We start from the raw sequence: 21058 nt of genomic DNA, 5'->3' as shown, positions 1-21058 counted from the left end.
GGATTACCGCCAACGTCGACGACGCGGGGGTGCGATGAGAGGACGCTGAGGGCACCGCACCACACGAACAAGGAGAACCGCCGATGACCGCTTCACTGACCCGCAGCGTTCACACCGCCTCGCTGATGGACGGCGAGATCGTCGAGGAGAACGACCTGGGCTCGATGCGCCGGATCACCGCCGACAACCTGCCGATCCTCAAGCGGCTCTCGATCAAGCGCGTGCTGCTCAACCCCGGATCCATGCGCACCCCGCACTGGCACGCCAACGCCAACGAACTCACCTACTGCGTGTCCGGGACGGCGCTGGTGTCGATGCTCGACAACCACAGCCGGTTCACCAGTTTCATCGTCACCGCCGGGCAGATGTTCCACGCCGACTCCGGGTCGCTGCACCACATCGAGAACATCGGCGAGGACGTCGCAGAGTTCATCATCGCGTTCCGCCACGAGCGCCCCGAGGATTTCGGGCTCGGTGCGACGTTCGGCGCGTTCAGCGACGCGGTGCTCGGCAACACCTACGACCTGCCCGCGGCCGACTTCGCCAGGATCCGCCGCGACACCGCCGATCACAAACTCGCCGCGCGTATCGGGGACCCCGAGATCCCGCCGTCGGCGTACTTCTCGGATCCGCAGAAGTTCGACATCGAAGCCCAGACACCGGGTTTGAACTACGTCAGCGGCAACGCGCGGTTCGCCCGCGACCAGTTCTGGCCGGCGCTCAAGGACATCTCGATGTACTCGCTTCGCGTCGCCGAGGACGGTATGCGTGAACCGCACTGGCACCCGGTCACCGCCGAGATGGGTTACGTCCAGCACGGCGACGCGCGGATGACGATCATGAATCCCGATGGGACGCTGGACACCTGGAACCTCACCACCGGCGACATGTACTTCATCCCGCGCGCCTATCCACACCACATCGAGAACATCGGCAGCGACGAGTGGCACTTCCTGATCTTCTTCGACCAGCCTTTCCCGGCCGACATCGGCTACCGCGCATCGGCCAGCGCGTATTCGCGGGAAGTGCTGGCCGCGGCGTTCAACACCCACATCGACGACCTGCCGAACTTCCCGTTCACGCCGGCCGATCCGCTGATCGTCAGCCGAGTCAACCCGGTCGACTGAACCCGACGACTACCGCAGCGACGCGGTATCGATCACGAAGCGGTACCGCACGTCGCTGGACACCACCCGGTCGTAGGCCTCGTTGATGTAATCGGGTGTGATGACCTCGATTTCGGGCAGCACATCATGCTCGGCGCAGAAGTCGAGCATCTCCTGCGTCTCGGCGATCCCGCCGATCATCGAGCCGGAGAGGCTGCGCCTGCCGCCGGCGAGCGGATGAGCGGGCACGGCCATCGGCTTCTCGGGCATACCGAGCTCGACCAGGGTGCCGTCGACCTTGAGCAGGTTGAGGTAGTCGCCCATGTCGAGGTTGGCCGACACGGTGTTGAGGATGACGTCGAACGAGCCGGCCAGCTTGGCGAACGTGTCGGCGTCAGAGGTGGCGTGATACTCGTCGGCGCCCAGGCGCAGCCCGTCCTCCATCTTCTTCAGCGACTGCGAGAGCACCGTCACGTGCGCGCCCATCGCGTGCGCCAACTTGACGCCCATGTGGCCGAGTCCGCCCAGACCGATGATCGCGACGCGGGTGCCCTCGCCGACGTTCCAGTGGCGCAGCGGCGAATACAGCGTGATGCCCGCGCACAACAGGGGAGCGGCGGCGTCGAGGGGCAGGCCCTCGGGAATGCGCAGCACGTAGTTCTCGTCGACGACGATGGCGCCGCTGTAGCCGCCCTGGGTCTGTTGCCCGTCGCGGCCGATCGCGTTGTAGGTGCCGACCATTCCGGTGCCGGTGCAGTACTGCTCGTTGCCGGCGCGGCACTGCTCACACTCGCGGCAGGAGTCGACGAAACAGCCGACGCCGACGCGGTCGCCGACGGCGAACTTGGTGACCTCCGTGCCGACGGCGGTGACGACGCCGGCGATCTCGTGGCCGGGTACCACCGGATACCTCGCGCGGCCCCACTCGTCGCGCACCGTGTGGATGTCGGAGTGGCAGATGCCCGCGAAGTGGATGTCGAACGCCACATCATGGGGTCCGACCTCGCGGCGGGTGATGGTGGTCTTCTCCAGCGGTGCGGAGGCGGACGGTGCGGCGTAGGCGGTAACGGTGCTCATGAAGGCCTTCTATCCCATATTCGGCAACAAAAACTGACCGCGACGTTGCGGCATCCTGTGGGGCAACGAACAGCGAGTGCGCAGAGATTCCGCGCGCAGCTGTGAATTTGCTCCTAAAGTCCGGGCGCGCGGAACGCGCCGTTGAACGACGTCCGCTCGTAACGGGCCACCTCAGCGGCCGTGTATGGGTCGCGGTCGACGATGTCCTGGGCTTCCTCGGCGGTGATGTCGCCGGTGACCAGCACCGCGCCGGTCTCATCGTCCAGGCGTCCGGCCAGCACGATCCGTCCGGCGGCGACCTCACCTTTGAGCCATTCCAGGTGGGCGGGGCGGGTCTGGTTGATGACATCGGCGGGCTGCAGATAGGTCGACTTCAGAACGTGGAACACGGTGGCAACGCTAGCGGACGGCCGGCACGGAGATCACCTCGCCGGTGCGCTCGCGCAGCGCCGCGATCTCGGCGTCGGGCACGCCCAGAATGCGCACGCACGCGTCGGCGACGTGCAGCGGCAGTTCGACGCGCCCGGGACCCGGCGGCATCGCCCACATGTTGACCAGCGACTCGACCAGATGGAACGGGAGCCCGGCGGCGACCTCGTTCACCCCGGTCTGGGCGACCACACCTCGGCCGCACTCCAGATAGTGCAGGCGTAGCCGTTCGCGGTCGGACCAGAACGGCTCCAGCCGCGAATCACGCAATTCCGGAAGCAGGTACAGCGCGCCGAGGTTCCACCGCCCGCTGAGCAATTGCTCACCGTCGAAGGCCGCCAGCGCGTGCAGTCGTTCGGGCGCGGACAGCGCGGGATGGGTGTCGGCGAGGCGGCCGACGAACCGCAGGCTCGGTGTCACCGTCTGGTTCAGCAGCGCGCACAGGATGTCGTCTTTGGTTTTGAAGTAGTGGTACAGCGACGCCTGCCGGATGCCCACCCACTCCGCGATCGTGCGTGTCGAGGTCGCGGCGTAGCCGACCGTGGTGAACAATTCGCCTGCGGCGTCGAGGATTTCGTCGCGTGCGGTCAGGCCGGGGCGCCGCTGGGTGTGCAGGCGCGGCCGGCCTGCCCTGGCGAGCGACATGGTGTCATCGTGACCCATCGGCCCCCGCCACCGGCAGGCCCGCTGCGTTTCTGTCACACGACAGAAACGCACGACACCTATCGGTTACCTACTCCCGCAATTGGTTACCCCGGCGACACCCGCCGAGGCTTTCCCGGCGCGAAACTGTCAACTGACAGGCAAGCCCGATGCCGTGCCGCTGCGCCAGGCTTCGAAGGCGGGAGCGTTCTGATTGATGGGCATCGCGGTATCCGACGCCGACGCGTACACGCAAACCACTGACACACCACCCGTGGCGGATCCTGTCGCGGCGGTCGGCGATCTGCGGGTGACGTTCCGGCGCAACGGCCGTGACGTCCATGCGCTGCGCGGTGTCTCGCTGTCCATCGCCAAGGGCGAGATCCTCGGTCTGGTCGGCGAATCCGGTTCGGGTAAGAGCGTGCTCGGGTTCGGGCTGCTCGGGTTGCTGCCGGCCGGCACCCGCATCGACGGCACCGTACGGGTCGCCGGGTCCGACATGGTGCGCGGCGACGCGAAGGCCCTGCGCAAGGTGCGCCGGCTGGATCTTGGTGCGGTGTTCCAGGATCCGATGACGTCGCTGAACCCGACGATGCGGATCGGCAGGCAGGTCGCCGAAGCCGCGGGCAGCGACGAAGAGGCCCTGCGGTTGCTTACCGCCGTCGGGATCCCGGAGCCGGAGCGACGGATGCGGGCCTACCCGCACGAGCTCTCCGGCGGCTTGCGGCAGCGGGTGATGATCGCGATCGCGATCGCCGGCGACCCCGAACTGATCATCGCCGACGAACCCACCACCGCCCTCGACGTCACCGTGCAGGCCCAGGTGCTGCGGCTGCTGGCGCGGCTGCGCGACGAAATCGGTTGCAGCATCGTGCTGATCACCCACGACCTCGGGGTCGCGGCCCAGATCGCCGACCGCATCGCGGTGCTCTACGCCGGCCGGATCGCCGAGGTCGGTCCTACCGCGGCCGTCCTCGAGACGCCGTCGCATCCGTACACCCACGGCCTGCTGCGTTCACGGCTGACCCTGACCACCGCCCGCGACCGTCGGCTCGCCGCGCTGGCCGGGTCCGTGCCCAGCCCGGTCACCCCGTTGCCCGGCTGCGCGTTCGCGCCGCGCTGCGCGCTGACCACCGAGGCGTGCACCAAGGCGCCACCGGACCCGATCGCGGTCGGGGCCAATCGGGTCAGCGCCTGCCTGTTGCCGCTCGACGAGGTGGCCCGCGACCTCGGCACCAAGTCGACGACCACCGACGAGCCCTTCCCGGCGCCACCCGTCGAACGCGCCGCCGCACCGGCTTCGGTGGTGCTGCGCGATGTCACCAAGACGTTCTCGGTGACCCGCCGATGGCTCGACCGCGGCGCCGACCATGACGGTAAACTTCATGCGCTGCGCGGAGTTTCGCTGCGCGTCGAGCACGGCGAGTCGGTCGCGATCGTCGGCGAGAGCGGATCGGGCAAGTCGACCCTGCTACGGGTCATCGCGGGTCTGGAGAAACCCACGGCCGGGACGGTCGAGTTGGCCGGCGGGCGGCGCCCGCAGATGGTGTTCCAGGACGCGGGCGCGTCGCTGACGCCGTGGCTGTCGGTCGGTGAGCTGATCGCGGAACGGCTGCGCGGGACGACGAAATCGCGCTCGGCCCGCCGGGCGGCCGTGGCCGAGGTGCTCGAACGGGTCGGGCTGCCGGCCGAGGTCGCGAAATCGCGGGCCGCGCAACTGTCCGGCGGTCAGCGCCAGCGGGTTTCGCTGGCCCGCGCGACCGTCGTGCCGCCGTCGGTGCTGCTGTGCGACGAGCCCACCAGCGCACTGGACGTGTCGCTGGCGGCGTCGGTGCTCAACCTGATCGGCGATCTGCGGCGCAGCCTGAACATGTCGGTCGTGTTCGTCACCCACGACCTGTCGGTGGCCCGCGTCGTCGCCGACCGCATCGCGGTGATGTACCTCGGCCGCATCGTCGAGGTGGGACCCGCCGAGCAGGTCATCGGCGCGCCGGCGCACCCCTACACACAGGCGCTCGTCGACTCCATACCCGACCTCGGACGCGAATCACAGCCGTTGGCAGGCGAACCCGCCAGTCCGCTGTCGCCGCCACCGGGCTGCGCCTTCCATCCACGCTGCCCGATCGCTGTCGATGCCTGCGGTGATCGGCAACTCGACGTCCGGCTGGAGGGTGAACCCGGCAACCCGCACCAGGTCGCGTGCATCGAACGGAAGGCGTGCTGATGGCCCTCGTGTCGTCCGGTGTGTCACCGGCTGCCGGAGCGCTGCCCGCCGCGCCGCTGGTGCGCGGTCGCGAGCGGAAGCTGTTGGCGCTGCCGAAGATCGACTCGGCGATCGTCAACTGGATCGGGCTGTCGCTGATCGCCGTCGTCACCCTGATCGCGCTCGCGGTGCCGGTCCTCGCTCCGTATGACCCGTTGACCCCGGTCGGGATGCCGCTGCAGGCGCCCGGCCACGGCGGCTTCCTGCTCGGCACCGACAGCATCGGCCGCGACATCCTGTCGCGGGTCCTGTTCGGCGTGCGGTCGAGCTGGTTCGCCGCGCTGGCGGTGGTCGCACTCGGGCTGGTGATCGGCGGGCTGGTCGGCCTGATCGCCGGAGCCGCCGGCGGCTGGCTGGATTCGCTGCTGATGCGGATCACCGACGCGTTCCTGTCGCTGCCCGCCCCGGTGCTGGCGATCGCGGTGGTCGCGGCCCTCGGTCCCGGGTTCGTGCACACGCTGATCGCGGTCTCGATCGTGTGGTGGCCGTTCTACGCCCGGCTGGTCCGCGGCGAGGTGGCCCGCCTGAAAGCCCGGCCGCACGTCGAGGCGGCCAAACTCGCCGGGGTGAGCCCCATGCGGCTCGCCGGCCGGCACCTGCTGCCCGGTGCCGTGCCCAACGCGCTGGTGGCCGCGAGCCTGGACATCGGCACGCTGATCCTCACGCTGGCGGCGCTGTCGTTCCTCGGTCTCGGCCAGTCGGCGCCCGCCCCGGAACTGGGCGCCGACTCCGCCCGCAACCTCAGCTATTTCCTGCAGCAGTGGTGGATCCCGGTGATGCCCGGCCTCGGCGTGCTGGCGCTGGCCCTGGTGGGCAACATCGCCGGCGACTGCCTGCGCAACCTGATGAAGACGAGATGATGCGATGAAGACGTTCGTGGCGACCCGCCTGGCGGCGATGGTGGCGATCCTGATCGCGTTGACCGCGGTGATGTTCGTGCTGCAGAACATCTCTCCGCTCGACCCGGTGAAGGCCCAGCTCGGTGCGCAGGCGTCGGCATCGGCGGTGGCCGAGCGACGCGAGGCTCTGGGCCTCAACGATCCGATCCCCGTCCAGTTCTGGAACTACCTGACCGGCGCGGTCACCGGCGACCTCGGCACCTCGTACCGGACCCGGCACGGCGTGGCGTCGGATCTGGCCGACTTCCTGCCCGCCACACTGGAACTCGCGCTGTTCGGGATCGGGATCGCGTTGATCCTGGCGGTGGTGCTGGCGTTCGGCACGACGCTGAACTGGCGCGGCGCGGGCGTGCTGCGCGCGGTGCTGTTCACCGGGGCGTCGGCGCCGATGTTCCTGCTCGGCATCGTCGGCTTGATCGTGTTCTACCAGAAGCTGGGCTGGGTGCCAGCCAACGGGCGCATCGGGATCGCCGACCCGCCGGACGGCCCGACCGGGCTGCTCACCGTCGACGGACTGCTCAGCGGGCGGCTCGACGTCGTCGCCGACGCACTGCGCCACCTGATCCTGCCCGCGGTGGTGATCGCGATCGGCCCCGCGGTGGCGATCGGCCGGGTGCTGCGCAGCAGCCTGCTCGGCGACATCGACAGCGACTACGCGAGAACCGCACGCGCCAAAGGCCTGTCCGAGACCCGGGTGATGGCCGGGCACGTGCTGCGCAACTCGGTCGGTGCGGCGTTGTCGATGACGGGTCTGCAAGTGGGCCTGATGTTCTCCGGTGTGCTGGTGATCGAGCAGGTGTTCGGCTGGCCGGGCATCGGGCAGTACATCGCCCAGAGCATCCCGGTCGCCGACTTTCCCGCGATCGCCGGCGTGACGCTGATGCTCGGCGCGCTCTACGTCTTCATCAACACGGCGGTCGACCTGCTGCAGGCCGCCGCCGATCCCCGTATCGCCGTGACAGGAGGCTGAGTGCCCACACAACCGCTCATCGTCGGGAACCCGGTTCTCGTCGTCGTCGACATCCAGGAGGGCGGCGGCATGTCCGCCGACGACGCGGGCATCCCGGTGATGCCCGGCCACGCCGACCGTGTCGCGGTCGCCGAGCGCCTGCTCGCGGCCGCCCGCGGCGCCGGCGTTCCGGTGGTGTTCTTCCAGGAGGTGCACCGGCCCAGCGGCGTCGACTTCGGCCGCGAACTCGACGGCGTCGAGGGCGTGCACTGCGTCGAAGGACAACCCGGCACCGACCTGGAGCCGACCCTGCGGCCGCTGCCGACCGAGTTCCACATCGTCAAACGGCGCTACTCCGGTTTCATCGGAACCGATTTCGAGATCGTGCTGCGCGGCCTGCAGGCCTCGACGCTGATCCTGATCGGCGGGCTGACCGACGTGTGCGTGCACTACACCTTCGCCGACGCCCACCAGCGCGACTACTACGTCCGCGTGGTCACCGACTGTGTGGGCGGCTCGTCGCAGTACCGCCACGACGCCGCGCTCGACGCAATGGAGTACCTGCAGACCGGCGCCCTACGCACCAGCGACGAGATCATCGACGCGTTCGCGCGAATCGCCGCCGGCGCACCAGTTCTGGAAGGAGCCAACCGATGAGGCACCGCATACGCGCACTGGCCGCCGTCGGCGCCGCCGCAATGCTGCTGCTGAGTGGTTGCGGCGGTTCGGATTCCGGCGGCGGGACGCCCAACGCCGCACCGACCGACAAGGTCCTGCACCTGTCGTTCCTGCAGGACATCGGACAGCCACCGGACCCCGACGTGTTCTACGCCGGCCAGGGTCTGCTGCTGACGACCAACACCTACGAGGGTCTGCTGCAGTACAAGAGCGGCACCGAGAAACCCGAACTCGAACCGCTGCTGGCCACCGAGTGGACCGCGTCGCCCGACAACAAGATCTTCACCTTCAAACTGCGGCAGGGGGTCAAGTTCCACGACGGCACCCCGTTCACCGCCGCCGCGGTCAAGGCCTCGTTCGACCGCAGGCTCGCGGTCAACCAGGGCCCCGCGTACATGGTCGCCGACGTCGAATCGATCACCACCCAGGGCGATTACGACGTGACCATCACCTTGAAGGCACCGAACTCGGCGTTTTTGGACTACCTCGCCTGCCCGTACGGGCCGCGCATGATGAGCCCCGAGGGGCTGGCCAAGAACGCCGGCGACGACCACGCTCAGAGCTACCTGACCAACCACGACCTCGGCACCGGCCCCTACGTGCTGACCGCCGCCGAGGTCGGATCGCGCTACGCGCTCGAAGCGTTCGGGGACTACTGGGGGCAGAAGCCGTATTTCGAGAAGGTCGAGATCCCCGTCATCACCGACGTCTCGGCGCAGCAGTTGCAGTTCAACAACGGCCAGATCGCCGCGATCCTGCACGACCTGCCGTCCTCGGCGGTGGGCCAGTATCTCAACGACAGCAAATATGCGCATTACTCGCTGCCGACCATGATGTCGAACTACCTCTACATCAACCCGCACAAGGGGATGCTGACCGATCCGAAGAACCGCTCCGCGGTGCTCAAGGCGGTCAACGTCGACGAACTGGTCAAGCAGACCTATTTCGGTCGCGGCGACGTGGCGGGGCAGATCTACCCGCCCAACATGATCGGCACCGAGTACGCCAAGCAGGACACCGGCCACGACCCGTCGGTGCTCAGCGGCATCGCGGCCGGGCTGTCCGCCGATCAGAAGACGGTGACCGTCGGCTACGACTCCAGCAACCCCGACAACCAGCTGATCAGCAACCTGATCCAAACTCAATTGGCGGCAGCGGGTTTGACCGCGAAGGTGCAGAGTTACCCGACCTCGGAGATCTACGCCTGGATCGGCGGGGACGGACAGGCCGCACCCGAACTGCTGACGCTGCTGGCGTGGCCGGACGCGCCGTCGCCCTACACCTGGGGACACATCTCCTGGGACGCCGACGGCGGGCTGAACTACCTCGGGTGCTCGGCGCCGCCCGTCACCGAGGCGCTGCAGCGCGGACTGCCCACCGGATCGCCGCAGGAGTTCTCCCGGGCCGGACTCGAGGCGCTCAAGACCGGCTGCTGGCTCAACGTCGCCGATGTCAACGACTTCATGGTCGCCCAGCCGTGGCTCAAGGGTGTCGAACAGGCGCATGTGGTGACGAACCCGAACTCGCTGCGGCTGGCGGCACTTTCGGTCGGCTGATGGCACCGACCAGCGGGGTCCGCAGGATCGTCCTGCTCACCCTCGGGTGGGAGGAGCTGCCGAAATCGGTGTCCGTGCACGGCAGCTCCCCGGCGGAGCGACTGCGCGAACCCGTACCCGGGGTGCTGCTGCAGACCGACGGCGGGTGGGTGCTGCTCGACACCGGCTTCAACACCGCGCTGATCCGCGACCCGGCGCTGCGCAGGCGGTTCTATCCCAGCGTCGAGTACCAGCCGATACTTCCGGGTCCCGGCGAGCCGATCGAGGAGGCGCTGGCCGACATCGGCGTCGACGTCGACGACATCCACCTCGTCGCGCTGTCACACCTGCATGTCGACCACGCTGGCGGTCTGAAGCTGTTCGCGGGCAAGATGCCCGTGCACGCGCAGCGCCGCGAGGTCGAGTACGGCCTGTCGAATCACCCCGAGTCGGAACGGCACGCGATCTTCCGGATCGACTTCGACGACCCGGCCATCGACTGGCGGCTGGCCGACGGCGAGGCCGAGATCGCACCGGGCATCACGGCGGTGCCCACCTACGGGCACACCCCGGGGCATCAGAGCTTCGTCGTCGACCTCGACCCGTGTGTCGGCGGCGGCGGCTTCGTGTTCGCGTTCGACGCCGCCGATCTCACCGAGAACATCGAGCACGAATTGGCGATCGGCGGGTTCATCGACGTCGAACCCGAAGACACCATTGAGCCGATCCGGCGACTCAAAAGCCTGGCCCGCGACAAGGGGTATCCGCTCATCCCGGGTCACGATCCGCACGTATGGCCGGAGATGACCCGCCAGTTCCGGGACCGGTTCGGCCCGGTGACGACATGAGCCGCGGGCGTCACGGGTGCAGCGGGCTGTGGCGCCGGATCCTGCTGGTCGAGGCCGACGGCAGCCGCGACACCAGCACCGACATCGTGTGGCTGCAGGGGATCACGTGCTACGTCGACTCGCGGGGCTTCGCGGGCCGGTTGAGCCGACACGACGACATCTTCGAGTGGCACCGGGCGATCGACCTGCTGCCGCCGTCGGGCACTCCCGATGTCGGTCGGATGCATTGGGAAGCAGACATATTGGTGGAGACCGGTGTGCATGCCGACTACATCGAGCACTGGGTTCGCGAGGACATCGACCGCGCGCCGTGCTGGGCGGTCACTGCGCGCGGCCCCGCCGGCGAAGACGCTCTGCTGCTGCGGGTCGGCACTCTGTTCGGCTGGGCGAACCCGTCGCAGGTCATCGTCGGCACGGTCGGCGGCGCGGAATGGACGGCGCTGGGCGTGCGGATGGACGATGGCGAACTCGTCGCCGACGGGCTGCGATGGACAGTGAAGGAAACCGAAGGGGTCGTGAATACATGAGTGGCGCAACGTCGTTCACCTCGATACCGGTCATCGATGTCGCCGGTCTGCGCTCAGCAGACCGCCTCGACCGCGAGCGCGTCGCGCAGCAGATCGGCGCGGCCGCGCGCGAAGTCGGCTTCTTCTACATCACCGGATCCGGTGTCGGCGAGGCGCTGTTCGAGCGGCTGCTGGCCGCGGCCAAAGCCTTCTTCGCCCTGCCGGTCGACGAGAAGATGCGCTCCTACATCGGGCTGTCGCGCTGCCACCGCGGATACGTCCCGGTCGGGGAGGAGGGTGTGGAGACCGGAACCGCCGACTTCAAGGAGGCGTTCGACACCGCGCTGGACCTGCCCGCCGACGACCCGGACTACCTGGCGGGCAACCCGATGCTGGGTCCGAACACCTGGCCCGACCTGCCGGGCTTCGCCGAAGCCGTCACCGACTACTACACCGCCGTGCTCGCCGAGGGGCGTCGGCTGCTGTGGGCGTTCGCGGTCGCGCTCGACGAGGATCCGGACACCTTCTCCCGGTACGCCACCAAGACGCCCAGCCAGCTGCGGCTGGTGCACTACCCGTACAACCCGGACGTCACCGACCGGCCCGGAATCGGCGCGCACACCGACTACGAATGCTTCACGCTGCTCAAGCCCACCGCCCCCGGCCTGGAGGTCCTCAACGGCGACGGCAAATGGATCGACGTCCCGCCGATCGAAGGCAGCTTCGTGGTCAACATCGGCGACATGCTCGAGTTGTGGACCAACGGGGAGTTCGTCGCCACCAGCCACCGGGTGCGCAAGGTCGCCGAGGAACGCTACTCGTTTCCGCTGTTCTTCAACGTCGACTACGCCACCGAGGTGAAACCGTTGCCGCAGTTCGCCTCTCGGGGGCCCCGGCCGGCGTTGCGGGCCGGTGAGCACCTGTTCGCCCAGACCGCGCAGACCTTCGCCTATCTCCGCGACCGCATCGACCGCGGTGAGTTGGTGCTGCCCGACGGTTCACTGGTGACGGGCCAGTTCGGTCAGCAGGCCCGCTACGGCGTCGACGGCGTCAGTTGATCGGTGCGTTGATCCACTGCAGGTCGGCCAGGATTCCGCGGGCGGCGACGATCCCTTCGCCGGTCTGCCACACCTCGTTGTTCACCGCGAAGACCCGGTTGTCGCGGGTGGCGCTCAGCTTCTTCCACGCATCGCTCTCCATCACCGCCGGTGCGCGGTCTCTGGCCTCCGGCGAGGCGAACGACACGTAGACGATGTCACCGTCGGCGGCCGACAGGTCGGGGGAGTCGGCCAGGTCAATGTCGGTGACGCCGACCTCGATATAGGGCTTGTCGGTGAACCGTTGCGCGGCAGGCCGATCGACCCCGACGTCGGCCAGCACCCGGCCGGGGAACGTGTCGGCGCCGTAGACCCGCATCGTCGTATCGGTGAACTCAACGACCGATGCCTGGAAGTGGGTGGCGTCGTTGTCGGCGCCGATCCGGTCGGCGGCGCGGTCGAAGCCCTCGATCAGGCCGGTGGCCGCGTCCTGCCGGCCGGTCGCCGCTCCGACGGTGCGCAGGTTGTCCTGCCAGGCAGGTCCTGGCGCACCGGTGAACACCGTCGGCGCGATGTCCGACAGTTCACCGAACGCCTCCGGCGTCAGCGCCTCGGAGCCGAGGATGAGGTCGGGCGTTGCCGCCCGGATCGCGTCCAGGTCGGGCGCGCTGCGGGTGCCGACGCCGGGAACGTCGTGGATCACCTGGCCCAGATACGACGGCTGCGCGGACGAGCCGTCGGGCAGGGCGGCGCCTACCACCCGCGACTGCAGGCCGAGCGCGCACAGCGCGTCGAGCTGGTCACCGGCGAGCACCACGATGCGCTGCGGGTCGGCGCGGACCACGGTCTCACCCGCGGCGTGCCGCACGGCGCGGTCCGGCGGACCCGGATCGACCGGGGTGGGCTCCGGGGCGCACGACTCGTCGGGCCTGCGCTGGTTGCCCAGCACCCCGGCGCCCGCGATCCGGGTCGTGCTGGTGATGATCGACTGCGTCGCGGCGCCGTCGGGCGCCTGTCCGCCGAGGGAGCCGCCGCACCCGCTGAGCACGCTGACACCGACCGCCGCGGCTACCGCCGCCAAGCCCAGCGCCCTGGCCGCCGACACCCACCGCGGTCCGCTGATCAGCACGTTGCCGACGGTAACATCCGGGCAGCTCCCGGCCCGTGGACCGGTGCGAACCGCCGAATACGACGGTTTGTAGGACCTGGACGACTTGTGGGTACAGAGCCAGCTAGGATTCCATCAGCAATACTGCGGGCAAGCCCTGATCGGATTTTGGAGGACCTGTTGGTAGCCGAAGCGCCCCCCATCGGAGAACTCGAGGCACGACGTCCGTTCCCGGCCCGGCTCGGTCCCAAGGGCAACCTGATCTACAAGCTGATCACGACGACCGATCACAAGCTGATCGGCATCATGTACTGCGTCGCCTGCTTCATCTTCTTCTTCATCGGCGGGCTGATGGCGCTGTTCATGCGCACCGAGCTGGCCATGCCCGGGCTGCAGTTCCTGAGCAACGAGCAGTTCAACCAGCTGTTCACCATGCACGGCACGGTGATGCTGCTGTTCTACGCCACCCCGATCGTGTTCGGCTTCGCGAACCTGGTGCTGCCGCTGCAGATCGGCGCGCCCGATGTGGCGTTCCCGCGGCTGAACGCGTTCTCGTTCTGGCTGTTCCTGTTCGGCGCGCTGATCGCGCTGGCCGGCTTCATCACCCCCGGCGGCGCCGCCGACTTCGGCTGGACCGCCTACACCCCGCTGACCGACGCGATCCACTCGCCGGGCGCCGGCGGTGACCTGTGGATCATGGGCCTGGCCGTCGGTGGTCTGGGCACCATCCTCGGTGGCGTGAACATGATCACGACCGTGGTGTGCATGCGCGCGCCCGGCATGACCATGTTCCGGATGCCGATCTTCACCTGGAACATCCTGGTGACGTCGATCCTGGTGTTGCTGGCGTTCCCGATCCTGACCGCGGCGCTGTTCGGCCTGGCCGCCGACCGTCACCTCGGCGCGCACGTCTACGACCCGGCCAACGGCGGTGTGCTGCTGTGGCAGCACCTGTTCTGGTTCTTCGGTCACCCCGAGGTGTACATCATCGCGCTGCCGTTCTTCGGCATCGTGTCGGAGATCTTCCCGGTGTTCAGCCGCAAGCCCATCTTCGGTTACACGACGCTGATCTACGCGACGCTGGCGATCGCGGCGCTGTCGGTGGCGGTGTGGGCGCACCACATGTACGCCACCGGCGCGGTGCTGCTGCCCTTCTTCTCGTTCATGACGTTCCTGATCGCGGTGCCGACCGGGATCAAGTTCTTCAACTGGATAGGCACGATGTGGAAGGGGCAGTTGACGTTCGAGACACCGATGCTGTTCTCGATCGGCTTCCTGCTGACCTTCCTGCTCGGCGGCCTGTCGGGCGTGCTGCTGGCCAGCCCGCCGCTGGACTTCCACGTCACCGACAGCTACTTCGTCATCGCGCACTTCCACTACGTGCTGTTCGGCACGATCGTGTTCGCCACGTACGCCGGCATCTACTTCTGGTTCCCGAAGATGACCGGCCGGCTGCTCGATGAGCGGCTGGGCAAGCTGCACTTCTGGCTGACGTTCATCGGGTTCCACACCACGTTCCTGGTGCAGCACTGGGTCGGTGACGAGGGCATGCCCCGCCGCTACGCCGACTACCTGCCGTCGGACGGCTTCACCACGCTCAACGTCGTCTCGACGATCGGCGCGTTCATCCTGGGCATCTCGACGATCCCGTTCGTCTGGAACGTGTTCAAGAGCTGGCGCTACGGCGAGCCGGTCACCGTCGACGATCCGTGGGGTTACGGAAACTCGCTGGAGTGGGCGACGTCGTGCCCGCCGCCGCGGCACAACTTCACCGAACTGCCCCGGATCCGTTCGGAGCGGCCCGCGTTCGAGCTGCACTATCCGCACATGGTGGACCGGATGCGCGCCGAGGCACACGTCGGCCGCAGCCACGGCCCCGAGGACGGCGACGTGACACGGTTGGACGACGCGAACGTCCGCACCTGACGATCGCGGCATGACCGGTCAACCACGCGAGCGCTCGTCGCTGTTGATCACGGTCACCGGCGCCGATCAGCCGGGCGTGACGTCGGCGTTGTTCGAGGTGCTCTCGCGCCACAACGTCGAGTTGCTCAACGTCGAGCAGGTCGTCATCCGCGGCCGGTTGACGCTCGGGGTGCTGGTGGCCGGGTCGGCCGAGGTGACCGGGGGCGCTCCCTTGCGCGACGAGGTGACCGCCGCGATCCGCGGTGTCGGCCTGGACGTCACGATCGAACGCAGCGACGGGCAGCCGGTGATGCGCGAGCCGTCGACGCACACGATCATCGTGCTCGGCAGGCCGATCACCGCCGACGAGTTCGGCGTGGTGGCCCGCGAACTGGCCCGGCTGCAGGTCAACATCGACACCATCCGCGGCGTATCCGATTACCCGGTAACGGGATTGGAGCTGCGGGTCTCGGTGCCGTCGCAGCAGGTCTATGAAGAACTGCAGAAGACGCTGGCGCGGGTCGCCGCCGACCAGGAGATCGACGTCGCGATCGAGGACTACAGCCTGTCGCGGCGGGCCAAGCGGCTCATCGTCTTCGACGTCGACTCCACGCTGATCCAGGGTGAGGTCATCGAGATGCTGGCCGCCCGGGTCGGCGCCGAGGCTGCGGTCGCGGAGGTCACCGAGGCCGCGATGCGCGGTGAACTGGACTTCGCCGAATCGCTGCACCGGCGGGTCGCGACGCTGGCGGGACTGCCCGCGTCGGTGCTCGACGACGTCGCCGAGCAGATCGAGCTGACGCCGGGCGCCAGGACCACCCTGCGCACGCTGCGGCGACTCGGCTTCCACTGCGGCATCGTGTCGGGCGGTTTCCGTCAGGTCATCGAACCGCTGGCGCACGAACTGATGATGGACTTCGTCGCCGCCAACGAACTCGAGATCGTCGACGGCAAGCTGACCGGGCGGGTCATCGGGCAGGTCATCGACCGCCCCGGAAAAGCCAAGGCGCTGCGCGACTTCGCTCATCAGGCCGGCGTGCCGATGGAGCAGACGGTGGCGGTCGGCGACGGCGCCAACGACATCGACATGCTGTCCGCCGCGGGACTCGGCGTGGCGTTCAACGCCAAACCCGCTCTGCGCGAGGTCGCCGACGCGTCGCTGAGTAACCCGTATCTGGACTCCGTGCTGTTCATCCTGGGCATCACCCGCGGCGAGATCGAGGCCGCGGACGCGATCGACGGCGTCGTGCGCCGCGTCGAGATCCCCGACTGACCGCCCGTTCTCTTGCGCGAGCTGGGCCCACGTCGAAGGCAGGGGAACGCGAAAGCCCCCTTTTTCGCGGCTTTCCGGGGGACTTTGCGTCTGCTCGGCAGTGGTTTAGACGACCACCGCGGTGGGTTCGGGCGCCGACAGCCCCGTGACGCTGTGCCATGCCCGCGCGAGCAACTCCACCGCCTCGTCGAGCTGCGGTTCGGGCAGCGCGTAGGGCACCCGGACGAACCGCTCGAGGGTGCCGTCGACGCCGAACCGCGGGCCGGCGGGCAGATCCAGACCCAGCCGGGACGCCGCCGCCGACAACGCCGTGCTCATCGGCGCGGGCAGGCGTACCCACAGGGACATGCCGCCGACGCCCGGGCCGGGTTCCCAGTCGGGCAGGTGACGGCTCAGTAGCGTCTGCAGGTGTGCGCGGCGGCTGCGCAGGATCTCCCGCCGCTCCGGCAGCAGTTCGGTATGGCGCGCGAGAAGCCTTGCGGCGGCGTACTGTTCGAGCACCGCCGTGCCCATGTCGATCGACGGCCGCAGCGCCGCGATGGTGGCGATGGTGGCGCGTTCGGCGCGGATCCAGCCGACCCGCAGCCCGCCCCAGAACGACTTGGACATTGAGCCGATCGTCAGCACCAGATCGCGTCGTGTGGTCATCTCGGCCGCCATCGGTCCCGGCATCGGATCGTCGAGCCACATGTCGAGGATCGTCTCGTCGATGATGGTGCGGGTGCGGGTCTCGGCGATGATGCGCGCCAACTGTTTTCGGTCCGCAGTCGGCATCGTCATGCCGGTCGGGTTCTGGTTGTCGGGGATCAGGTACGCCAAGCTCGGCGACACCTGGTGCACGACGGCCTGCAGTGCGTCGAGGTCCCAACCGTCGTCGGTCAGCGCGACCGGCACCGCGCGGGCCCCGGACGTCGCGATCGAGGACAGCGCACCGTGGTAGGTCGGTTGCTCGACGAGCACGCGGTCGCCGGGCTGGACGTAGGTCGTCAGGATCAACCCGATGGCGTGCAGCGCGCCCGTCGTCACCATGATCTCTTCTGGATCGGTGGGAAGGCCTCGCTCGCAATACCTTTCGGCAATGGCCTGCCGCAGGGCGGGGACGCCGACGAGTTCGTGGCCCGGGGCGTGCAGATACGGCGTCACATCCTGGGTGGCCTCGGAGAACGCCTCCATCACCGCGGCCGCGGGAGCCGAGAGCGCCGCGGCGGCCAGGCTGACCGTCGGCGGCGCGGACTCGACGCGCGCGGCCGGGGCGACCGGCAGCGCCGTGGTGCTGCGCGCGCCGCGCCGGGCGTTGAGGTAGCCGTCGTCGCGCAGCTGGGTGTAGGCGGCGGTGACGGTGGTCCGCGACACCCGCAGCGCATCGGCGAGCGCGCGCTCGCTGGGCAGTCGCGCGCCGACCGGGAGGCGGCCGTCGATGATCAGCAGCCGGATCGCGTCGGCCAGACCTTGGTAGGCCGGACCGGTCCGACTGGACGTCCGCCAGTTGCCCAGTTCCCGGGCCAACCGGTCCACATTCAGTGCCCGTGCGGGCATATCGATCGTCATTACAGGCCAGTATTCGCCAACTGGCTATTGAAGGGCAAGCCAGTTGGCCAGAATCATCGGGGCATGAGCGAAAACTGGATCTCTCGGCTGGGCGGGCGGCTCGCCCGGCTCTTCACCTGGCAGCCACCGATCGCCTACAGCGACTACGTCGACCGCGACGCCGAACGCATGGCCCGGGAATTGGAGGCGATCAGGATGCGCTTTCCCCACCATGCGTGAGGGGCTGCTGCGCGGCACGGCGTTGCTGGTCGGCCTGACCGGCTACGGCCTGTCGATGGCGATGATGGTGCGCGCCGGATTGGGCCTGGACCCGTGGGACGTCTTCCACCAGGGCTTGTCGCTGCACACCGGGATGACGATCGGGATGGCGTCGGCGGTGGTCGGCGCGGCGGTGCTGCTGGCCTGGATCCCGCTGCGGAACCGGCCCGGCATCGGGACCGTCGCCAACGTCATCGTCATCGCGGTCACGGTGGACGCCGGGCTGTGGCTACTGGCGGCGCCCTCCTCGCTGCCCGCGCGCGTCGCGATGATGCTCGGCGCAGTGGTGCTCAACGCGCTGAGCACCGTGCTCTACGTCGGCGCCGGGCTCGGGCCGGGTCCGCGCGACGGGCTGATGACCGGACTGGTCGAGCGCACCGGGCTGTCGGTGCGCCTGATCCGCACCTCGATCGAGGTCACCGTGCTGGCCGCGGGATGGCTGCTCGGCGGCACCGTCGGGATCGGCACCGTCGCCTATGCGCTCGGGATCGGCCCGCTGGTGCAGCTGTTCGTGCGGATGACCCCGACGCGGGTGCTGGCGGTCAGCGGCTGGCGCGGAGTGGCTGCCGCTCGGGGCGATCTGGACGGGGCCGCCCGCGGCGATTTGTGCGTGAAAACGATCGCTGGGCGAACGGAATCACGCACAAGTCGCCTGTCTACGATGAGCGGGTGCCCACCCCCGAAGGAGACTCAGCCGACCCGGACCTGCTGATCGACTTCGCCAAGGTGTCGCTGCGGCGGGGCGGCCAGGTCCTCGTCGGCCCGCTGACCTGGGCGGTCGAACTCGACGAGCGCTGGGTGGTCATCGGCCCCAACGGCGCGGGCAAGACCTCGCTGCTGCGTATCGCCGCCGCGCTCGAGCATCCGTCGTCGGGCACGGCGTACGTGCTCGGCGAGCGGCTCGGCCGCACGGACATGTCGGAGCTGCGCTCGCGGGTGGGGCTGAGCAGCTCGGCGTTGTCGCAGCGCATCCCCGACACCGAAGTGGTGCGCGATCTGGTGGTCTCGGCCGGCTACGCGGTCATGGGTCGCTGGCGTGAGCAGTACGACGAGATGGACTACCACCAGGCCATCGACATGCTCGAGAGCGTCGGCGCCGAGCACCTGGCCGAACGGACCTACGGCACGCTGTCGGAGGGCGAGCGCAAGCGCGTGCTGATCGCGCGGTCGATGATGACCGACCCCGAACTGCTGCTGCTCGACGAACCCGCTGCCGGTCTGGACCTCGGTGGCCGGGAGGAACTGCTCGCCCGGCTCGAAGATCTGGCCCTGGACCCGGACTCGCCGGCGATGGTGCTCGTCACCCACCACGTCGAGGAGATCCCGCGGGGCTTCTCGCACGGCCTGATCCTGTCCGAGGGCAAGGTCGTCGATTCCGGTCTGCTGCCCGATGTGCTGACGGCCGAGAACTTGTCCAAGGCGTTCGGTCAGGCGATCACCCTCGAGGTGTCCGACGGACGCTATTTCGCGCGGCGGGCCAGGAGCCGGGCCGCACACAGGAGGAGAGCGTGACTGACGAGCCATTGACGCCGCGGCCCGCCGCGACGGTGATGCTGATCAAGGACACCGACGAGGGCATCAAGGTCTTCCTGATGCGGCGGCACTCGGCGATGGACTTCGTCGCCGGGGTGATGGTGTTTCCGGGCGGCGGCGTCGACGACCGCGACCGCAACGCCGACATCGCGTGGTTCGGGCCCGAACCAGCCTGGTGGGCAGAACGATTCGGCGTCGAACCGGATCTGGCTCAGGCACTGGTGTGCGCCGCGGCGCGCGAGACGTTCGAGGAGTCGGGTGTGCTGTTCGCCGGCGCGGCCGACGACAGCGACGTGCTGGTCGACGACGCCTCGGTCTACCGCGAGGCGCGGGCCGCACTCGTCGACCGGTCCCTGTCGTTCGCCGACTTCCTGCGTCGGGAGAACCTGGTGCTGCGCGCCGATCTGCTTCGGCCGTGGGCGAACTGGGTGACGCCGAAGGAGGAGCGCACCCGCCGCTACGACACCTACTTCTTCGTCGGCGCCCTGCCGGACGGCCAGCGCGCCGACGGCGAGAACACCGAGACCGACCGGGCCGACTGGATCACCCCGCAGCAGGGCCTCGACGACTTCGCCGACGGCCGCACCTTCCTGCTGCCGCCGACCTGGACCCAGCTGGACTCGCTCAACGGTCGGACCGTCGCCGAAGTGCTTGCGCTGGAACGTCAGATCGTCGCGGTCGAACCGCACCTGGCGGCCAACAAGGACACCGGCAACTGGGAGATCGAGTTCTTCAACAGCGACCGCTACAACGCCGCCCGCAACCGCCGGGCGCCGCAGGGTTACGGGACCGACGCGCGCACCTCATGAGTGAGTTCGTCTCCGTCCACACCAGCGACGAGCATCCCGGGATCGCGACGCTGCTGATCGCGCGCCCGCCGACCAACACGCTCACCCGGCAGGTGTACCGCGAGATCGCGCAGGCCGCGGGCGGGCTTACCGACCGGGCCGACGTGCACGCGGTGATCGTCTTCGGCGGCCACGAGATCTTCTCCGCCGGCGACGACGCCGCCGAACTGGCCACACTCGACGCCGACGAGACGGCCGCCGCTGCCGCGGTCTGCCGCCAGGCCGCCGACGCGGTTGCCGCCATCCCCAAGCCGGTGGTCGCCGCGATCACCGGCTACGCGCTGGGCGGGGGGCTGACCCTGGCACTGGCCGCCGACTGGCGGGTCTCCGGCGACAACGTCAAGTTCGGCGTGACCGAGATCCTGGCCGGCCGGGCACCCGCGGGCGGCACCGAGCGGCTGGCGCGCACGGTCGGACAGAGCAAGGCCAAGGACCTGGTGTTCACCGGCCGGTTCATCGACGCGAAGGAGGCGTCGGCGCTCGGCCTGATCGACCAGATGGTGGCGCCCGACGGCGTCTACGACGCCGCGCTGGCCTGGGCCGAGCGGTTCGTCGACCACCCACCGCAGGCACTGGCTGCGGCCAAGGCCACCTTCGCCAATTAGGCTGCCCTGTT

The 21058-nt window shown here is 68.9% G+C and carries 21 protein-coding genes; 16 read left to right on the top strand and 5 right to left on the bottom strand.

The genetic code is table 11. The features are described from left to right. Positions 1 to 83: 83 nt before the first annotated feature. Entirely contained in the window at positions 84 to 1127 is a 1044-nt protein-coding gene (locus tag BLW81_RS25490; RefSeq protein ID WP_083409604.1) for a cupin domain-containing protein, read from the top strand. Positions 1128 to 1136: 9 nt separating this feature from the next. On the opposite strand, the gene BLW81_RS25485 is transcribed toward BLW81_RS25490, so the two are convergent. The 3 genes from BLW81_RS25485 to BLW81_RS25475 form a co-directional block, all read right to left on the bottom strand. After that, positions 1137 to 2183, bottom strand: coding sequence for an NAD(P)-dependent alcohol dehydrogenase (locus BLW81_RS25485; RefSeq protein WP_083409603.1), 1047 nt, complete (start codon positions 2181 to 2183; stop codon positions 1137 to 1139). Positions 2184 to 2296: 113 nt separating this feature from the next. Further along, positions 2297 to 2572 carry a YciI family protein gene (locus BLW81_RS25480; protein WP_083409602.1) on the bottom strand — a complete coding sequence of 92 codons (276 nt, stop codon included), beginning with the start codon at positions 2570 to 2572 and terminating at the stop codon, positions 2297 to 2299. A gap of 10 nt (positions 2573 to 2582) precedes the next feature. Then, positions 2583 to 3257 (bottom strand): TetR/AcrR family transcriptional regulator, encoded by a 675-nt coding sequence (locus BLW81_RS25475; RefSeq protein WP_083410814.1) that lies wholly within the window; start codon positions 3255 to 3257, stop codon positions 2583 to 2585. A 214-nt stretch (positions 3258 to 3471) separates the two neighbouring features. On the opposite strand from BLW81_RS25475, the gene BLW81_RS25470 reads away from it, so the two are divergent. From BLW81_RS25470 to BLW81_RS25435, 8 genes are read left to right on the top strand one after another with little or no spacing between them, the layout of a single operon-like run. Then, on the top strand, positions 3472 to 5478 hold the full coding sequence (locus BLW81_RS25470) for a dipeptide ABC transporter ATP-binding protein (protein ID WP_083409601.1): 2007 nt from the start codon (positions 3472 to 3474) through the stop codon (positions 5476 to 5478). Continuing rightward, positions 5478 to 6377: an ABC transporter permease gene (locus BLW81_RS25465; protein ID WP_083410813.1), complete on the top strand. Its 900-nt coding sequence runs from the start codon at positions 5478 to 5480 to the stop codon at positions 6375 to 6377. The genes BLW81_RS25470 and BLW81_RS25465 overlap by 1 nt, the downstream gene beginning before the upstream one ends. Positions 6378 to 6381: 4 nt before the next feature. Next, the gene (locus BLW81_RS25460) at positions 6382 to 7386 is read left to right on the top strand and encodes an ABC transporter permease (protein ID WP_083409600.1); all 1005 of its coding nucleotides are present in this window, start codon (positions 6382 to 6384) and stop codon (positions 7384 to 7386) included. Beyond that, positions 7387 to 8022, top strand: coding sequence for a cysteine hydrolase family protein (locus BLW81_RS25455; RefSeq protein ID WP_083409599.1), 636 nt, complete (start codon positions 7387 to 7389; stop codon positions 8020 to 8022). It abuts the gene before it with no gap. Beyond that, entirely contained in the window at positions 8019 to 9599 is a 1581-nt protein-coding gene (locus BLW81_RS25450) for an ABC transporter substrate-binding protein (RefSeq protein WP_083409598.1), read from the top strand. The genes BLW81_RS25455 and BLW81_RS25450 overlap by 4 nt, the downstream gene beginning before the upstream one ends. After that, a complete protein-coding gene (locus BLW81_RS25445; RefSeq protein WP_083409597.1) occupies positions 9599 to 10426 on the top strand; it encodes an N-acyl homoserine lactonase family protein in 828 nt (275 codons plus the stop codon). The genes BLW81_RS25450 and BLW81_RS25445 overlap by 1 nt, the downstream gene beginning before the upstream one ends. Beyond that, positions 10423 to 10953, top strand: a complete 531-nt coding sequence (locus BLW81_RS25440) for a hypothetical protein (RefSeq protein ID WP_083409596.1) — start codon at positions 10423 to 10425, stop codon at positions 10951 to 10953. Before BLW81_RS25445 ends, BLW81_RS25440 begins: the two co-directional genes overlap by 4 nt. After that, complete coding sequence (locus BLW81_RS25435; protein WP_083409595.1) at positions 10950 to 11990, top strand: isopenicillin N synthase family dioxygenase; 1041 nt, start codon at positions 10950 to 10952, stop codon at positions 11988 to 11990. The genes BLW81_RS25440 and BLW81_RS25435 overlap by 4 nt, the downstream gene beginning before the upstream one ends. On the opposite strand, the gene BLW81_RS25430 is transcribed toward BLW81_RS25435, so the two are convergent. After that, positions 11983 to 13098, bottom strand: a complete 1116-nt coding sequence (locus BLW81_RS25430; protein ID WP_083409594.1) for an iron-siderophore ABC transporter substrate-binding protein — start codon at positions 13096 to 13098, stop codon at positions 11983 to 11985. The two genes, BLW81_RS25435 and BLW81_RS25430, sit on opposite strands and share 8 nt — an antisense overlap. A gap of 159 nt (positions 13099 to 13257) precedes the next feature. Between BLW81_RS25430 and ctaD the strand changes: the two genes are divergently transcribed. Continuing rightward, complete coding sequence (gene ctaD, locus BLW81_RS25425; protein ID WP_083410812.1) at positions 13258 to 15003, top strand: aa3-type cytochrome oxidase subunit I; 1746 nt, start codon at positions 13258 to 13260, stop codon at positions 15001 to 15003. A 10-nt stretch (positions 15004 to 15013) separates the two neighbouring features. Next, the gene (serB, locus tag BLW81_RS25420) at positions 15014 to 16255 is read left to right on the top strand and encodes a phosphoserine phosphatase SerB (protein WP_083409593.1); all 1242 of its coding nucleotides are present in this window, start codon (positions 15014 to 15016) and stop codon (positions 16253 to 16255) included. Between the two features lie 105 nt (positions 16256 to 16360). Here the strand turns inward: serB and yczR are convergent, their stop codons facing one another. Beyond that, positions 16361 to 17803 carry a MocR-like transcription factor YczR gene (gene yczR / locus BLW81_RS25415; protein ID WP_083409592.1) on the bottom strand — a complete coding sequence of 481 codons (1443 nt, stop codon included), beginning with the start codon at positions 17801 to 17803 and terminating at the stop codon, positions 16361 to 16363. Positions 17804 to 17866: 63 nt separating this feature from the next. Between yczR and BLW81_RS29665 the strand changes: the two genes are divergently transcribed. Genes BLW81_RS29665 through BLW81_RS25395 form a run of 5 tightly spaced genes read left to right on the top strand, consistent with a single transcriptional unit; the run spans position 17867 to position 21047 of the window. Next, positions 17867 to 18022 (top strand): hypothetical protein, encoded by a 156-nt coding sequence (locus BLW81_RS29665; RefSeq protein ID WP_173839678.1) that lies wholly within the window; start codon positions 17867 to 17869, stop codon positions 18020 to 18022. Further along, positions 18015 to 18773, top strand: a complete 759-nt coding sequence (gene yczE, locus BLW81_RS25410; protein WP_083409591.1) for a membrane protein YczE — start codon at positions 18015 to 18017, stop codon at positions 18771 to 18773. The genes BLW81_RS29665 and yczE overlap by 8 nt, the downstream gene beginning before the upstream one ends. Then, positions 18731 to 19573, top strand: coding sequence for an ABC transporter ATP-binding protein (locus BLW81_RS25405; protein WP_083409590.1), 843 nt, complete (start codon positions 18731 to 18733; stop codon positions 19571 to 19573). Before yczE ends, BLW81_RS25405 begins: the two co-directional genes overlap by 43 nt. 38 nt (positions 19574 to 19611) lie before the next feature. Beyond that, positions 19612 to 20403, top strand: a complete 792-nt coding sequence (locus BLW81_RS25400) for an NUDIX hydrolase (protein WP_083410811.1) — start codon at positions 19612 to 19614, stop codon at positions 20401 to 20403. Further along, complete coding sequence (locus tag BLW81_RS25395; RefSeq protein ID WP_083409589.1) at positions 20400 to 21047, top strand: enoyl-CoA hydratase; 648 nt, start codon at positions 20400 to 20402, stop codon at positions 21045 to 21047. Before BLW81_RS25400 ends, BLW81_RS25395 begins: the two co-directional genes overlap by 4 nt. Positions 21048 to 21058: the final 11 nt, after the last annotated feature.

It is taken from the genome of Mycolicibacterium rutilum (genome assembly GCF_900108565.1).
Taxonomy (GTDB): domain Bacteria; phylum Actinomycetota; class Actinomycetes; order Mycobacteriales; family Mycobacteriaceae; genus Mycobacterium; species Mycobacterium rutilum.
This window is presented reverse-complemented; position numbering and strand designations above follow the sequence as displayed.

What these genes read in the sequence shown, in the direction of transcription:
- BLW81_RS25470 (WP_083409601.1), top strand. Translation starts at nt 3,472, where the DNA reads ATGGGCATCGCGGTATCCGACGCCGACGCGTACACGCAAACCACTGAC.
- BLW81_RS25460 (WP_083409600.1), top strand. Translation starts at nt 6,382, where the DNA reads ATGAAGACGTTCGTGGCGACCCGCCTGGCGGCGATGGTGGCGATCCTG.
- BLW81_RS25435 (WP_083409595.1), top strand. Translation starts at nt 10,950, where the DNA reads ATGAGTGGCGCAACGTCGTTCACCTCGATACCGGTCATCGATGTCGCC.
- yczR (WP_083409592.1), bottom strand. Translation starts at nt 17,803, where the DNA reads ATGACGATCGATATGCCCGCACGGGCACTGAATGTGGACCGGTTGGCC.
- BLW81_RS25475 (WP_083410814.1), bottom strand. Translation starts at nt 3,257, where the DNA reads ATGTCGCTCGCCAGGGCAGGCCGGCCGCGCCTGCACACCCAGCGGCGC.
- BLW81_RS25440 (WP_083409596.1), top strand. Translation starts at nt 10,423, where the DNA reads ATGAGCCGCGGGCGTCACGGGTGCAGCGGGCTGTGGCGCCGGATCCTG.
- BLW81_RS25485 (WP_083409603.1), bottom strand. Translation starts at nt 2,183, where the DNA reads ATGAGCACCGTTACCGCCTACGCCGCACCGTCCGCCTCCGCACCGCTG.
- yczE (WP_083409591.1), top strand. Translation starts at nt 18,015, where the DNA reads ATGCGTGAGGGGCTGCTGCGCGGCACGGCGTTGCTGGTCGGCCTGACC.
- BLW81_RS29665 (WP_173839678.1), top strand. Translation starts at nt 17,867, where the DNA reads ATGAGCGAAAACTGGATCTCTCGGCTGGGCGGGCGGCTCGCCCGGCTC.
- BLW81_RS25395 (WP_083409589.1), top strand. Translation starts at nt 20,400, where the DNA reads ATGAGTGAGTTCGTCTCCGTCCACACCAGCGACGAGCATCCCGGGATC.
- serB (WP_083409593.1), top strand. Translation starts at nt 15,014, where the DNA reads ATGACCGGTCAACCACGCGAGCGCTCGTCGCTGTTGATCACGGTCACC.
- BLW81_RS25450 (WP_083409598.1), top strand. Translation starts at nt 8,019, where the DNA reads ATGAGGCACCGCATACGCGCACTGGCCGCCGTCGGCGCCGCCGCAATG.
- BLW81_RS25465 (WP_083410813.1), top strand. Translation starts at nt 5,478, where the DNA reads ATGGCCCTCGTGTCGTCCGGTGTGTCACCGGCTGCCGGAGCGCTGCCC.
- BLW81_RS25490 (WP_083409604.1), top strand. Translation starts at nt 84, where the DNA reads ATGACCGCTTCACTGACCCGCAGCGTTCACACCGCCTCGCTGATGGAC.
- BLW81_RS25445 (WP_083409597.1), top strand. Translation starts at nt 9,599, where the DNA reads ATGGCACCGACCAGCGGGGTCCGCAGGATCGTCCTGCTCACCCTCGGG.
- BLW81_RS25400 (WP_083410811.1), top strand. Translation starts at nt 19,612, where the DNA reads ATGCTGATCAAGGACACCGACGAGGGCATCAAGGTCTTCCTGATGCGG.